The sequence below is a fragment of the Pseudomonas sp. Je.1.5.c genome (genome assembly GCF_051129895.1).
In the GTDB taxonomy this organism is placed as follows: Bacteria; Pseudomonadota; Gammaproteobacteria; order Pseudomonadales; family Pseudomonadaceae; genus Aquipseudomonas; species Aquipseudomonas urmiensis.
Window position 1 is genome coordinate 16648 of sequence record NZ_JBCPSP010000036.1, and the last position, 13909, is coordinate 30556.

12 protein-coding genes and 1 tRNA gene are annotated in these 13909 nt (G+C 64.3%); 8 read left to right on the plus strand and 5 right to left on the minus strand.

The window, feature by feature from the left end; genetic code table 11:
* Nucleotides 1-61: 61 nt before the first annotated feature.
* Nucleotides 62-1147: a cell division protein ZapE gene (zapE, locus tag AAZU54_RS21280; RefSeq protein WP_434727644.1), complete on the minus strand. Its 1086-nt coding sequence runs from the start codon at nucleotides 1145-1147 to the stop codon at nucleotides 62-64.
* A 203-nt stretch (nucleotides 1148-1350) separates the two neighbouring features.
* Entirely contained in the window at nucleotides 1351-1593 is a 243-nt protein-coding gene (locus AAZU54_RS21285; RefSeq protein ID WP_312154193.1) for a hypothetical protein, read from the minus strand.
* Between the two features lie 330 nt (nucleotides 1594-1923).
* Here AAZU54_RS21285 and AAZU54_RS21290 point away from each other — a divergent pair.
* Nucleotides 1924-1998 (plus strand) — tRNA-Gln (locus AAZU54_RS21290).
* Nucleotides 1999-2068: 70 nt separating this feature from the next.
* Here AAZU54_RS21290 and AAZU54_RS21295 read toward each other — a convergent pair.
* Genes AAZU54_RS21295 through AAZU54_RS21305 form a run of 3 tightly spaced genes read right to left on the minus strand, consistent with a single transcriptional unit; the run spans nucleotide 2069 to nucleotide 7188 of the window.
* On the minus strand, nucleotides 2069-4453 hold the full coding sequence (locus tag AAZU54_RS21295) for a response regulator (RefSeq protein WP_434727645.1): 2385 nt from the start codon (nucleotides 4451-4453) through the stop codon (nucleotides 2069-2071).
* Between the two features lie 11 nt (nucleotides 4454-4464).
* A complete protein-coding gene (locus tag AAZU54_RS21300; protein ID WP_428627999.1) occupies nucleotides 4465-4926 on the minus strand; it encodes a response regulator in 462 nt (153 codons plus the stop codon).
* A 15-nt stretch (nucleotides 4927-4941) separates the two neighbouring features.
* A complete protein-coding gene (locus tag AAZU54_RS21305; RefSeq protein WP_434727646.1) occupies nucleotides 4942-7188 on the minus strand; it encodes an ATP-binding protein in 2247 nt (748 codons plus the stop codon).
* Between the two features lie 336 nt (nucleotides 7189-7524).
* Here AAZU54_RS21305 and AAZU54_RS21310 point away from each other — a divergent pair, with 336 nt between their 5' ends.
* From AAZU54_RS21310 to AAZU54_RS21340, 7 genes are all read left to right on the plus strand, one after another.
* Nucleotides 7525-8052, plus strand: coding sequence for a Csu type fimbrial protein (locus tag AAZU54_RS21310; protein ID WP_434727647.1), 528 nt, complete (start codon nucleotides 7525-7527; stop codon nucleotides 8050-8052).
* Between the two features lie 30 nt (nucleotides 8053-8082).
* Nucleotides 8083-8619, plus strand: coding sequence for a Csu type fimbrial protein (locus AAZU54_RS21315; RefSeq protein WP_186554853.1), 537 nt, complete (start codon nucleotides 8083-8085; stop codon nucleotides 8617-8619).
* 17 nt (nucleotides 8620-8636) lie between these two features.
* Entirely contained in the window at nucleotides 8637-9170 is a 534-nt protein-coding gene (locus AAZU54_RS21320; protein ID WP_186554852.1) for a Csu type fimbrial protein, read from the plus strand.
* 3 nt (nucleotides 9171-9173) lie between these two features.
* Nucleotides 9174-9677 carry a Csu type fimbrial protein gene (locus AAZU54_RS21325; protein ID WP_368972736.1) on the plus strand — a complete coding sequence of 168 codons (504 nt, stop codon included), beginning with the start codon at nucleotides 9174-9176 and terminating at the stop codon, nucleotides 9675-9677.
* Between the two features lie 36 nt (nucleotides 9678-9713).
* Complete coding sequence (locus AAZU54_RS21330; protein ID WP_186554850.1) at nucleotides 9714-10490, plus strand: fimbrial biogenesis chaperone; 777 nt, start codon at nucleotides 9714-9716, stop codon at nucleotides 10488-10490.
* 110 nt (nucleotides 10491-10600) lie between these two features.
* Nucleotides 10601-12892, plus strand: a complete 2292-nt coding sequence (locus tag AAZU54_RS21335; protein ID WP_434727654.1) for a fimbria/pilus outer membrane usher protein — start codon at nucleotides 10601-10603, stop codon at nucleotides 12890-12892.
* A complete protein-coding gene (locus AAZU54_RS21340) occupies nucleotides 12889-13860 on the plus strand; it encodes a Csu type fimbrial protein (protein WP_434727648.1) in 972 nt (323 codons plus the stop codon). Before AAZU54_RS21335 ends, AAZU54_RS21340 begins: the two co-directional genes overlap by 4 nt.
* Nucleotides 13861-13909: the final 49 nt, after the last annotated feature.

Here is a 13909-nt window from a genome sequence, read left to right on the forward strand (position 1 = left end):
GGAAGCGAACTGATGCTATCGCGGCTATCGTGGGAGCGGGCTTGCCCCGCGATAGCGGCGGTCAGTCCAAGCGCGTTACCGGCCCAACCTGATGCAACTGCCCCAAGCGACTGCGCGTACGCATCAGATCAGCAATCGCCCCACCCAGACTGTCCGCCAGCGGCCGCCGCGCAATCACCACCAGCTCGCGGTCCTGGTCATACAACACATCCACCAGGTTGACGAAGCGCTGCTGCGCCGCCAGCGAGCACTCGGCCAGGTCATCCAGACCTGCGATCACCCAGCGCTCATAGCGCCCAGCCAGGTGCAGATAATCGATCACCGCCGTCGGCTGCTCGCACAAATCGGCAAAGCCAAACATCACCTGTCGCTCACCGCTGGCCAGTGCGCGCAGCGGGCGCTGGTTCACCTCCAGCATGACCGGTTCGGTAGCGGGCACCAGCAACGCCTGCAACTGCTGCGTCTCACCCGGCCACACGTAGTGGCCCTGGGTAAAGCGCTGATGCGCGCGGTTGGCGGGCAGGCTCCGAAAATCGGTATCGCCGCCCACTTCGAGCACGTGCATGCGGCCGTTGATCAGGCGGATCACCGGCAGAAAACGCTCGTGATACAACGGATTGGGCAGCAGCCCCTCAGGGGCATAGTTGGACGTCACCAGGACAAAAATCCCCCGCTCGAACAGCGCCGTGAACAGCCGGGTCAGCAACATGGCATCGCCAATGTCATGCACATGGAACTCATCGAAGCACAGCACGCGGCACTTGCCGATCAACTCATCCAGGGTCGCGCCCAAGGCATCGTCCTGCGCCCGGTGGCGATGCATGCCCTGGTGCAGGCGAGCGAAGAAGTCATGAAAGTGCAGACGACGCTTGGCCTCGATTGCAAGCGCCTGGAAAAAACCATCGAGCAGCCAGCTTTTGCCGCGCCCGACCGCGCCATACAGGTACAGGCTGCGTGCCTGGCCTTGCTCCAGCAGTGCCAACTGCTCGGCCATGCAGGCAATCACCCGGCGCTGGCCGTCGCTCAGGGTGTAGCCACGCTCGCGGGCTTTTTCCTCGAAGCTGGCCAGCAGCGCACTGTCGGCGCGCGCTTCGCTGCGTAGGCGTTGCTGCAGGTGGCGCAGCGGCGTGGGGATCCAGGCGGACACAGCGAAAGTTCCTCGAAGGACAGGGCAGGGCGCAGCATGCGCGAGGGCGGCTATTTTGACCAATAGATAAATTGGCAGGCAACGATCGCACTATGCGATAGCTCCGATACTGGGCGGATACCGGACAACGTCGCTCGTCAGCTCACCCAGCTTGGTGCTTTGCGGATGCGCGCACGCCGGCGCTGCTCGAGCAGTCTGGCGACTCAGCTTTTGCGTTCGAGTTGCCGTTCGATCATGTACTTGACCGCCAGGCGGCGCTCCTTGAGGCGATGCAGATCGTCATCGTTGGCGATGCCCGCCGAGATCGATTCTGCGGCCAGCACCTGATTGTCGATATCGATGTACTCGTCGAGCAGGCGGTCGAGCTTCGGGTCTTGCTGGCGGCGCTGCTGGACGATCTCGCGCGGGTAGTGCAGGTCCTGGTACAGGTCATGGGAAACTGGCATTGCGCCCTCCTTGTGATGCGCTGATATGGCTTATCTGATTGGAAGGGGGCAAGGCGATTGTGTTGAGGCAGCGTTGAGAAATTACGACGGGTGGTCGAGTGGTGCTTGCGCGATCACCGCGCTACCCAGGGGAGCAAACTTGCACCGCGATGAGGCCCGCGCAGGGCCCCCAATGACTAACCTGCTGTTTTCCGGCAATTTTTTTTAAAAAAAACTTCCCACATCGAACGTTTGTTGTTAAAGTGCCGCGCATTCCCCGACAGCAACCCATGTTGTCATCCAAGGGGAGTTGTCAGAACGACAGTGCTCAGCACTCGTCGCATCCGATACAGGGGCGTCGCCAAGCGGTAAGGCAGCAGGTTTTGATCCTGCCATGCGTTGGTTCGAATCCAGCCGCCCCTGCCATTTTCTTTCCTCGCTTTACCCTCCAACACTCTCCTGCTTTATTCGTTTGAAAAACGGCCGAGCTTCCTGCTCAGACCGCTCCCAACAGATCGTTCAATGCCTGCGCCAGTACTTGCGCCTGCACCGGTTTCTGGATCACCAGGCTATCGGCCAACTCCAGGCCCTGCAGTTCGGCATAGCCCGTCAGGATCACCACCGGCAGCTTGGGAAAGCGCGTGCGCGCTGCCAAGGCCAACTGCGCGCCATTGAATTCGGGCATGGCGAAGTCGGTCAGCAGCAGGTCGATGTGCTCATCGAGCAGCACCAAGGCCTGCTCGCCGCTATGCGCCTGGCGCACCTGATAGCCGTGCAGGCGCAACACATCGCCAATCATGTCGCGTACCAGGTGATCATCGTCGACCAGCAATACGGTACGATCGCGCCCCTCGGCCGTCAGCGGCTGCGCTGGATTGACCACTGCCGCTTCAAGCACGTACGGCTGCTTGACCGCGGGCAGGTAGACCGACACCAGCGTGCCATGCCCCGGTGCGGTATCGATGCGCACCCCGCCACCGGATTGTTTGGCAAAGCCGAACACCTGGGCCAGGCCCAGGCCTGAGCCCTTGCCGATATCCTTGGTGGTAAAGAACGGCTCGAACACCTTGCCCACCACGTCCTCGCTCATGCCACAGCCGGTGTCGCGGATCGACAGCGAAACGTACTCGCCAGGCTCGGGGTCTTCCGGTCGCTGCGGGCGAGCCACCACCTGGGTGTTGCGCGTGGTCAGGGTCAATTGGCCGCCGTCGGGCATGGCGTCGCGGGCGTTGATCGCCAGGTTGAGAATGATCATTTCGGTCTGGGTCGGATCGGTCAGCGCTTGCCAGAGGCTGTCGTCCAGGTCCAGGCGCACCGAAATGTTGCCGCCCAGGGTACGGCGCAGCAGCTCCTCAAGGCCGGCCAATGTCTGATTGAGGTTCAGCGGCACCGGCTCCAGGCGCTGGCGGCGGGAGAATGCCAGCAATTGCGAGGTCAGCTTGGCGCCGCGCTCGCCTGCTTCGCGGATGTGTTGCAGGCGGCTGCGCGCCTTCTCGTAGTTTGCCTTGTCCAGGTCGCGCTCAAGGAAGCTGGCGCCGGTGAGGATCACCGTCAGCAGGTTATTGAAGTCGTGGGCCACGCCTGCAGTGAGCTGGCCGACCGCCTCCAGGCGCTGCATCTGTTGCAGCGCCGCTTCGATTCGTTCGCGCTCATCGATCTGCTCACGCAGGCGGGCGTTGGCCTCGGCCAGGCCCAGTGACGATTCACGCTCGCTGGTAATGTCGCGCGCCACGACGTAGAGCAGGGTGTCTTCCGGCACCACTACCCAGGACAACCAACGTTGCTGGCCACTGGCATGCTGGATGCGACCCACGAAGCGCGCACTGGTGCGGCCATGGGCGAGGGCTGCCAGCTCGGCAAGAAACGACTCCTGATCCTGTTCGGGCAACAGTTGCAGCAGCGAGGCCTGGCTCAGGCGCTCGCGGGAGATGCCCAGGCTAGCCTCCCAGGCAGGGTTGAGCGCCACGGGGGTGAGGTCTTTGTTCAGCACCGCGAGCAAATCCTGGGACAACTCCCAGGCGCGGTCGCGTTCGCGGGTGCGGCGCTCGACGCGCTCACCGAGCATCTCGTTGAGCTGTTTCAGCGCCTGGGTGGCCTGGCGCTGTTGCTGGATGTCCTGCAGCACGCCGGAGAACCGCACGCAGCGCTCTTCGACAAACTGACACTGGCCGCTGCTGAGCAACCAGCGTGGCTCCAGGCCGTTGGCCTGGGCGATACGAAACTCAACTCGGTAGCGGCCATCGCTGGTTGGCAGCATGGCTTGTTCGACCGCGTTGCGGACCATCTCCCGGTCATCGGGATAGATGCCTGCGTAGAACACATCCAGGCTCATCTCGGTATCGGTGGGCAGGCCAAACAGGGTCTTGCAGCGGTCGTCCCACAGCAGCAGGCCGTCTTCGGGGCGAAAGTCCCAGGTGCCCATGCCGGCGGCATCGATGGCAATCCGTGCGCGCGCCTCGACATCGGCCAAGGCCTCTTCGGCGCGGCGCCGACGCTGGCGCTCTTGCACTTCGGTCAGTGCCCGGCGCACGGCTTTGGGCAGCAGCGGCAGGTTCTTTTTCAGCACATAATCGGTGGCGCCGAGGCGGATCATCTCCACCGCATGCTCTTCGCCGTAGATCCCGGACAGGAAGATGAACGGCACATCCGGCGCCAGGCGCTGGGCAATCGCCAGCACCTCGGTGCCGGAGGAGCCGGGCAGCACACAGTCACACAGGATCAAGTCGAAGCTGGCTTCACGCAGCGCGTGCTCGACGCCGACATGGTCGAACACCAACTGCGACTGAATCTGCAGGCCACTGCGCTCCAGGCGCAGCAAGCTCAGCTCGGCGTCCATCGAGCTGTCTTCGACCATCAGCAGTTTCAGCGGGCTGGGCAGCATCGGCGCCAGGCTCAATTGCTGCCGCGCCGATTCAGGCGCAACGAGCCAGGTGGTGGTTCGTTGAGCACCGCCCAGAACACCCCAAGGTCAGAAATGGCGGCGACGAATTCCTTGAATTCGACCGGTTTGACCACGTAGGCGTTGACCCCCAGTTCGTAGGCGCGCAGCAGGTCTGGCTCCTCGCGCGAGGAGGTCAGCATCACCGTCGGGATACTGCGCAGCTCGGCGGTGGCGCGTACTTCCTTGAGCACTTCCAGGCCATCTACCTTGGGCAGTTTCAGGTCCAGCAACAACACCGCCGGGTTGCCGCCGGCGCGATCGGCGTAGGCGTTACGGCGTAACAGGTAATCAAGGGCATCGGCGCCATCGCGCAAGACGATGACTTCGTTGGCCAGTTGGCTGCGCTCCAGCGCAAGGAGGGTCAACTCCAGGTCCCTAGGGTTGTCTTCGACCAAAAGGATGGGCTTGAGCATGATCGTACGGTTGCCTCAGGTATTGATTGAATTACGCGGGAGCGTGAAATGGAAGCTGGCGCCCTGGTCGATCTGGCCATCGGCCCAGACTCGGCCATCGTGCCGTTCGATGATCCGCCGGACACTGGCCAAGCCAATCCCGGTGCCCTCGAAATCTTCCATGCGGTGCAGGCGTTGGAACACGCCGAACAGCTTGCCGGCATAGGCCATGTCAAAGCCCACGCCGTTGTCGCGGATGAAAATCTCGGTTTCGTTTTCCAGTTGCCGGGCGCCGATGTTGATCCGCGCAGGCTGGCGGCCCCGGGTGTACTTGATGGCGTTGGCGATCAGGTTGTGCAGGGCCATGTTGATGAAGGCTGGGTCGCCGATCACCTTGGGCAATTGCTCGACCTCCCAGACGATCTCGCGTCCGGCATAGTCGGGGGCCATTTCGCTGCGGATCGCCTCCACCAGGGTATTGAGGTCGACATCCGACAGACGCAGCGCCGAGCGGCCCATCTGCGAGAAATTGAGCAGGTTGTCGACCAGGGTGCCGGCAAAGTGCGCGGCTTCCTCGATGTGCTGCAAAAAACGCCGGCCGCGCTCGCTGAGCCCGGCGCCTTCGATTTCGCCGAGCAGCTCGGTGTAGCCGGCGATATGCCGCAACGGCGCCCGCAGGTCGTGCGACACGCTATAGGAGAACGCTTCAAGCTCCTTGTTCGAACGCTTCAGCTCGCCGGCCAATTGCGCCAGCTCTTCGGCCTTGCGCAGGACGATGCCGAACACCGCGCCGCGCAGCTCCTGTACGCCTTCGATGATCAGCGGATCCCAGGCCTGGCAGAAACCGCTGAGCTGCTCTTGCCAGCGCTCGAAGCTGTTGCGCGGGTCGAGCGAGCCTTGCGCGCTGATGTGTTTTTCCGGGCGCCCGGCCCAGGTTACGGTGCGGATCTGCTCGGGGCGGAACCACACCAGATAATTGGAGTGGATCTGCGAGATCGACACCGCCAGCAGGCCGCCAGCGTGTTCGGCCAGTTCCGGCAGCTCGTCGATATCGCGGCGAATGTTGTCGGTGTGGAACACCTCGCCACGCCCGCCCAGCCAGTGCACCAGGGCGTTGACCTGGGCCTCTGGCGGCGTGATGCCGATCAGGTCGCAGCGTTCGGCGGAGATGATCGCAGCGCCGCTGGCGCCAGCGAAGTCCAGCAGCACATCGGGCAACGCGCGCAGGCCTTGGCTGACGTTGTCATGGTCGGCCATCGAGGCGAGCATGCGCACGATGCGCTGGCGCATGTCGAGCAGGGTCTGGGTGCTGGTATGCGCCTCGCGTGACTCGATCTGCAGCGACAGCACGCTGCCGAGCAATTCGCAGGCGGTACGGGTCGGCAAGTCGACCCGGTGCGGCTGTACATGGTGGCACGAGACCAAGCCCCACAGCTGGCCATCGACCACGATCGACAGCGACATCGAGGCCAGGGTGCCCATGTTGCGCATGTATTGCAGGTGCACCGGAGAGACGCTGCGCAGCGCGGCAAAGCTCATGTCCAGCGGTTTGCCGGTGCGCGGGTTGTTGCTTGGGACCAGCACCGAGGCCTGGTAATTGGCATCTTCGATCACCCGGATGCGGTTGACCCGGTACAGCTCGCGGGCCTGGCGCGGAATGTCGGAGGCCGGAAAGCACAGCCCCAGGTAGCTCGGGTAGCCAGGGTCCGCCACTTCGGCCAGCACCTGGCCATTACCTTCGGCATCGAAGCGGTAGGCTTTGACCCGGCCGAAACCGGTGATGCGCTTGAGCTGCACCACCGACTGCTGCAGCAGCTCTTGGATCGAGCCTGCCTGGTGCACGCTACTGACGAACGCACGCACCAGCGGGTAATAGTCGCCATGACCGGTTGGCCCCGGGCTTGAACGAATCGGTTCGAATTCGCTGATCAGCACCTGGTCATGACGATGCACCAGCACCCGCAGGCGCTCACCGCCCGGCACACCTTGGCGCAGTTGCACGTCGCCAATATGGAAGGGAAACACTTCGTCATCAGGCAGGTACTGAAGGTGCGCGCGCAGGTCGAAGCCTTCGCTGATCAGGTCGGGGAAGGTGCAGCCGACCAACTCGCGGGCTGGCAAGCCTAGCCAGCGCTCGGCGTTTTCGCTGGCCTGGAGGATGCGCAGGTCGTGCTCGTCCAGCACCAGCAGAAAGCCCTGCGGCTGAATGCTGCCGGGGACCTGGATCGGTTCCTGGGCACAGCGTTCGACCGCTTGGTCGAGCGCGTTCTGGGCAGTAGTCAAAAGAGGTTCTCCTGTCGGTTCCGTCCGCGCATGGCGGAATGCGCATGGCACAGGATGTTTCACATGCACGGTATCAGAATGTCGTCTGCTTTGCCGGCATATGGCCATTTGAGGGCTGATAAGTTCAGGGGTTCTGCCGCTGTGTCAGAAAATTCTTTCACAACAACAGATCGTGCCCTCTGTAGGCGCGGGCTCGCCCCGCGATGATGGCCTCCAGCCCCTACCAAACCTGCGCTAACCCCTTGTTATTAATGCCAAGGAAGGGGCCGCCGAGCCCGGCGCTATCTCCCCCGGCTGCTACCCTCAAGCTCAGTACCTACAGACAGGAATATCGAGGTGACGAGACGCTTTCTGGCCGTGTTGTCGGGCCTGCTGTTAAGCGCGAGCACCCTGGCGGCGGACTTTTTGGTCGAAGTGCGGGTCCAGGTGCAGCGCGGCTGCATGCTGGTCAACCAGCAGCGCGACGCTGGCGCGCAAGCGCTGGGTCGCATCGACCTGGGCGCGGTTGCGCGGCTGGACGGGCCGGGCGCGCCGTTGTCCGGCGTGCTGCTCAGCCAGCGCCCACCGCGGCTGGAGTGCAACCCTGATACGCCTTATCAGATCCGCGTCGACGGCGGCCAGCATGGCGGCGTTGGCGAACTGCGTTTTCTGGCCAGCGACGACCGCCAGGCCAAGCCCATTCCTTACCGTCTTTACCGCGATGCCGCCTGGCGCCAACCGTTGAGCGTCGGTGAGGCGCACGCGGCGCGGGTGCCGGACAGCGGTTCGGCGCAACTTCCGCTCTACGCGCGGATCGACCGACTGGCCTGGGTGCCACGCCCAGGCCTGTACACCGACCTGCTCAAAGTCACGCTCACCTGGTAGGGATATCGCCATGGACAAGGACGCCGCCCGATGAACCGCACCTCGTTCCTGCTGCTGACCCTCGGCCCGCTGCTGTTGCCCAGCTCAGTGGTGCATGGCACCACCACCGGGTTTATCGAGGCGCGCCTGGTGATCAGCGCGGCCTGCCAGATCAGCAGCGACCCGCAGCAACCGGCCACCTTGGGTAACCCTGGTGTGATGGATTTCGGCGCCCGCGGGCCAAGCTGGGACCAGCCCCTGCAAGGCCGGGTCGACGAGGCGGGCGGTGAGGGCGGGTTACAGATCAGTTGCACGCCGTCGGTGCGCGCTTTCAGCGTGCGTATCAATGGCGGCCAGAATGGCGGCGATGGCGTGCGCCGCTTGAGTAATGGTCGCGAACTGATCCCCTATCAACTGGCCGTCGACCCCAATGGCAATAACCGTTATGGGGTCGGCCAGGCGCGCACCTTCACCATCAGCAGCACCCGACAGATCCCCATCCCGATCTACGGCGTGGTGGTCGCGCAACCGCGCGCACTGCCCGCAGGCCTGTACCGCGACACCCTGAGCGTGACCCTGGACTGGTAACACCCAAGGAGATTCCGATGCGCACTCATGTCACTTGCTCCATCCTCGCTGGCCTCGGTCTGGCCTTGGCGTCCCAGGCCCAGGCCGCGACCGTCACCGGCACGATCAACTCGACCCTGACCCTGACCGCCGCCTGCCAGGTCAACGGCAGCGCCGGCACCTCGGGGCTGAACTTCGGTAGCCTCAACTTCGGTACCCAGGACGCCTTGTTCGGTACTGCCAATGCCCAGGTACTCGGCCCGGGCGGTGGCGCCATGAGCATTCTTTGCTCCAATGGCACGGTGCCTTCGATCCGCGTGCGCGCCGGCGCCCATGACGGCCAGTCGACCGGTGGCACCCGCGCCCTGGCCGATGGCAGCGGCAACTTCGTGCCGTACGACTTCTACACCGATGCCGGCCACACCCAGGTGCTGGCCATCGACGGCACCATCACCTTGCCGACCAGCACGGGCGTGGCGCAGACCGTCAACCTGTATGGCCAGGCGCGTGGCAAGGCCGGGCTGCCGGCAGGCACCTATACCGACACGGTGGCAGTCGAGCTGACGTTCTGAGCCATGAGCGCCTGGCTGCGCAGTGGCGTCGGCGCCCTCGGCCTGCTGTTGGCCTTGCCGCTGGGGGCGGTGACCAGCAGCACTTTCCAGGTCAGCGCGCAGATTGTCGCTGGCTGCCTGGTGGTGGGCGGGGTGAGCAACTATGGCGTGCTGAATTTCGGCAGCCAGTCGGCGCTGTCCACCGCCACCCTGAGCACCTCGTTGGGTGGCACCACGGTGACCTTCCAGTGCACCCCGGGGGTGGCGCTGAGCATGAGCCTGGATGGCGGCCAGAACAGCGCCAGCGGCAGCCGCAACCTCAAACGCAATGGCGGCAGCCAGTTGCTCGCCTACCAGCTCTATCGCGACGCCGCCCTGAGCCAGGCCCTGGCGATTGGCCAGAGCGTGAGCGTGAGCTACAGCGACCCGACGGCGATCAAGCTGCCGGTGTACGGGCGCACCCAGTTGAGCGGCACGCTGCCGGCCGGGACCTACACCGATGTGGTGCAGGTGACGGTGACCTGGTGAGGCCCGGATCAATCACAACCAGCGAAGGAGAGCAGCATGGGGGCAGGCGCAAAATGGGCGCGAACATTGATCGGTTTGCTGCTGCTGGCCAGTGTGCCAGCAGGGGCCGCCACCTCGGTGCTGATCTGGCCGATCGACCCGGTGCTCGAAGCTGACCAGAAGGCCGGCGCACTGTGGCTGGAAAACCGCGGCACGGCGCCGGCCAGCTTGCAAGTGCGGGTATTCGCCTGGCGCCAGGGCGAGTACCAGGAGCAGTTTCAGGCCCAGCGCGAGATCATCGGCAGCCCGCCGGTGGCCAATATTGCGCCCGGGCAAAAACAGCTGATCCGCCTGACCCGTACCGGCACTTCACCGGCCGGCCAGGAGCAGGCCTACCGGATCATCATCGACGAAATCCCCTCGCCGCTGCCGGCCGATGCGCCCAGCGCAGGCACCCTGGCGGCGATCCGCCTGCAAATGCGCTATTCGGTGCCGCTGTTCGTCTACGGCGAAGGCTTGTGGGGCAAGCCCGACCCTGAAGGCAAGCGCAGCGCCGAGGGCGTCGGCAAGCCGCAACTGAGCTGGCGCCCGGTCAGCGTGCAAGGCAAGCCCTACCTTGAGCTGCGCAACACAGGGCCGGTGCATGCGCGCCTGACTGATGTGGTGTTGCAGCAGGGCGGCCGGGATACGCCCGTGGTCGAGGGCCTGCTCGGCTATGTGTTGCCCGGCGCCAGCATGCGCTGGCCGGCACCGAGCGCGCCGAGTGCCGCTAGCGTGCTCAAGGGCCGGGTCAATGGACAGGATGCGGCCCAGGCGATCAGCCAGGGCCGTTGAAGCAATCGTGAAACGACGTCAGGGGCCATGGAGGACCCGACAATGGCTGGAAGCCGTGTGTGAAATGCGTGTCGCAGGCGACATGCCGCGTGTGCTTAGGCCTGTTGCTGATGGGGTCGGGCCTTGGCGTGGCCAACGAGCTGCCGCCGCCGCCCAGCGAAACCGCCGCCATTGCCGACGCCACGCTGTACCTCGACCTGTTGGTGAACCAGATGCCCAAGGCTGAGTTGGTGCCCGTGCAACAGCGTGCCGGGCGTTTGTTCATCGACAGTGCGGCGCTCAGTGCCGCGGGCATCAGCCTGCCGGGTACGCCGCAGGGCGAAATCGCGCTGGATAGCGTTGCGGCGCTGCACAGCGACTACGACAGCCAGAATCAACGGCTGCTGTTGCAGGTGCCCGCCGCCTGGTTGCCAGGGCAGCAGGTCGGTGCTCGCAACCTGTACCCGGCCAGCGATGCGCGCAGCAGCTTCGGCGCACTGTTCAACTACGACCTGTACCTGAACGACACCGATGAAGGCGGCACCTACCTGGCGGCCTGGAACGAGCTGCGCCTGTTCGACAGCTGGGGCACCTTCGCCACGACCGGGCAGTGGCGTCAGTCATTCAATGGGGCACCTGAGGACGATAGCCGCCAGGGCTTTTTGCGCTATGACACTACCTGGCGCTACACCGACGAACAGCGCCTGCTGACATTCGAAGCCGGGGATGTGATCACCGGCGCCTTGCCCTGGACCAGCTCGGTGCGGGTCGGCGGTGTGCAGCTGTCGCGCGACTTTGGTGCGCGTCCCGACCTGGTCACCTATCCCTTGCCGGCCTTTGCCGGTGAAGCGGCGGTGCCGACGTCGCTGGACCTGTTCATCAACGGCTACAAGACCAGCACCACCGAGCTGCAGCCTGGGCCGTACACCCTGACCAATGTGCCCTTCATCAATGGTGCGGGCGAGGCAGTGGTGGTCACCACCGATGCCTTGGGCCGACAGGTTTCGACCACCTTGCCGTTCTACGTCACCAGCAGTTTGCTGGCCAAGGGCTTGAGCGATTTCTCCCTGGCCGCCGGTAGCCTGCGTCGCGACTATGCGCTGCGCGATTTCAGCTACGGCCCAGGCGTCGCCTCGGCCAGCCTGCGCCATGGCCTGAGCGACAATTTCACCCTCGAAAGCCACCTTGAAAGCGCCGAGTCGCTGATGCTCGGTGGCCTGGGCGGCAACATGCGCCTGGGCACCTTTGGCGTGCTCAATGCCGCAGTGGCGCAAAGCCGTTTCGAAGGCGAGCAGGGCCAGCAGGTGGCCCTGGGCTATCAGTACAACAGCCAGCGGCTGGGCTTCAATTACCAGCGCCTGCAACGCCATGGCGAGTATGCCGACCTGTCGCGGGTCGACACCCCCTACATGCGCCTGTCGCAACGCAGCGAGCAGGTCACCCTGAGCCTGAACCTGGACAGCTATGGCAGCCTTGGCGCGGGCTACTTCGACGTGCGCGCTGGCGACGGCTCACGCACCCGCCTGATCAACCTCAGTTGGAGCAAGCCGCTGTGGGGCAACAGCAGCTTGTACCTGTCGGCCAACCGCGAAGTCGGTGACAGCCAGTGGGCAGTGCAGGCGCAGTGGGTGATCCCGTTCGACCTGCGCGGCACCCTGGCCCTGAGCATGGAGCGCAGCACCGACGGCGAACGCTTGCAACGGGTCAACTACAGCCGCGCAGTGCCAGTAGAAGGTGGTGTTGGTTTTAACCTGGGCTATGCCGACGGTGACCGCGAGGCCTATCGCCAGGCCGACGTCACCTGGCGTTTGCAGTCGGTACAACTGCAGGCAGGGGCCTATGGCAGCAGTGGTTCGATGACCCGCTGGGCCGACGCCAGTGGCTCGCTGGTGTGGATGGATGCCGGGGTGTTTGCCGCCAACCGCATCGACGATGCCTTCGTCGTGGTCAGCACCAGCGGCTATGCCGACGTGCCGGTGCGCTATGAAAACCAGGTGATTGGGCGCACCGATAGCAAAGGCCATCTGCTGGTGCCGTACAGCAGCGGTTATTACCGCGGCAAGTACGAGATCGATCCGATGGAGCTGCCCGCCGACATCCTCGCGCCACAGGTCGAGCAGCGCGTGGCGGTGCGGCGTGGCAGCGGCTATCTGCTGGAGTTCCCGCTCAAGCAGGTGCTGGCGGCGAGCATCGTGCTGGTCGACGCCAAGCAGCAGGTGCTCAAGCTTGGCAGCCGCGTGACCGACGCGCACAGCGGCGCCCAGGCAGTGGTGGGCTGGGATGGCTTGGTCTACCTGGAGAACCTCTCGGCGCACAACCGCTTGCAGGTCGACGTGGCGGATGGCGGCCCGTGCCAGGTTGAATTCGATCTGCCCGAAGGGCAGGGGCCCATCCCATTGATCGGCCCGCTGGTGTGCCAATGAACACCTTAAGCCGTAGCGCGCTGCTGTGCGCCATGCTGCTGCCAGCCGCTCCGGCCTGGGCCTTGTGCTCGTCGGTGGCGACCGCGCCGGCCGCCTTTGGCACTATCAATTCCACCCTGGTGCGCAGCACGGTGCAGACGGCCAGCAGCACCAACGCCGGCTTGCAATGCACCGGCTCGCTGTTGTCGCTGCTGACCAGCAACGACCACTTCTACGCCACCATTACCTCCAGTCGCAGCGGCCTGGTGGGCCCTACTGGCGATGTGATCCCGTATACCATCTATGCCAACAATACCACCTCGTTTCCAATCGCCCGCGGTACCCAGTTCGATTTCGCCCCGGGGGGCATCATCGATGCGTTGGGCCTGCTCAGTGGCACCACGCCCAAGTCGGTGCCGCTGTATTTTCGAACGGTGGTCGGCGCCAATGTGGCCGCCGGGCTGTATCAGGAAACCCTGAACATCGCCTGGAGCTGGAACTACTGCTCAGGCATTGGCATTGGCGCTATCTGCCTGGGGCGCGACATCGGCAGTGGCGTGCAGACGCTGACCGTCAGCCTGACGGTGAGCAACGATTGCCAGATCACCACGCCTACTATCAGCTTTGCCAGTGCGCCGGTGGTGGCAGGGTTTGGTACGGTCAACCAGAGCATCAATATTGCCTGCACCAAAGGCAGCAACTACACCGTTGGGCTCGATGATGGGCAGAATGTGCTCAATGGGCGGCGGCGGATGAAGTCGGCGGCCAACAACTATCTGGCTTACGACATCTTCAAGAGTGCCGGCAGTGTCCGCTGGGGGATGTTGAGCAGCGCACGGCGGGCCAGTAGCGATGCGGATGTAAACCCCGGCGCGGGGACTGGCATCGGGAGTCAGGTGTTCAACTACAACGCCAAGGTGTACACCGACCAGGCAACCCCGCCGGCGGCCAGTTACACCGACAGTGTGATCCTTGATGTGCAGTTCTGAGGTGGCTGGGCGTGCACCGCTCCCACTACGTGCATTTCGCAAGCAAAGA

Bases quoted from the DNA above. Each gene is read 5' to 3' on its own strand.
- AAZU54_RS21340 (WP_434727648.1), top strand. From the start codon at position 12,889: ATGAACACCTTAAGCCGTAGCGCGCTGCTGTGCGCCATGCTGCTGCCA.
- AAZU54_RS21285 (WP_312154193.1), bottom strand. From the start codon at position 1,593: ATGCCAGTTTCCCATGACCTGTACCAGGACCTGCACTACCCGCGCGAG.
- AAZU54_RS21300 (WP_428627999.1), bottom strand. From the start codon at position 4,926: ATGCTCAAGCCCATCCTTTTGGTCGAAGACAACCCTAGGGACCTGGAG.
- AAZU54_RS21330 (WP_186554850.1), top strand. From the start codon at position 9,714: ATGGGGGCAGGCGCAAAATGGGCGCGAACATTGATCGGTTTGCTGCTG.
- AAZU54_RS21320 (WP_186554852.1), top strand. From the start codon at position 8,637: ATGCGCACTCATGTCACTTGCTCCATCCTCGCTGGCCTCGGTCTGGCC.
- AAZU54_RS21315 (WP_186554853.1), top strand. From the start codon at position 8,083: ATGAACCGCACCTCGTTCCTGCTGCTGACCCTCGGCCCGCTGCTGTTG.
- AAZU54_RS21335 (WP_434727654.1), top strand. From the start codon at position 10,601: ATGGGGTCGGGCCTTGGCGTGGCCAACGAGCTGCCGCCGCCGCCCAGC.
- AAZU54_RS21295 (WP_434727645.1), bottom strand. From the start codon at position 4,453: ATGCTGCCCAGCCCGCTGAAACTGCTGATGGTCGAAGACAGCTCGATG.
- AAZU54_RS21325 (WP_368972736.1), top strand. From the start codon at position 9,174: ATGAGCGCCTGGCTGCGCAGTGGCGTCGGCGCCCTCGGCCTGCTGTTG.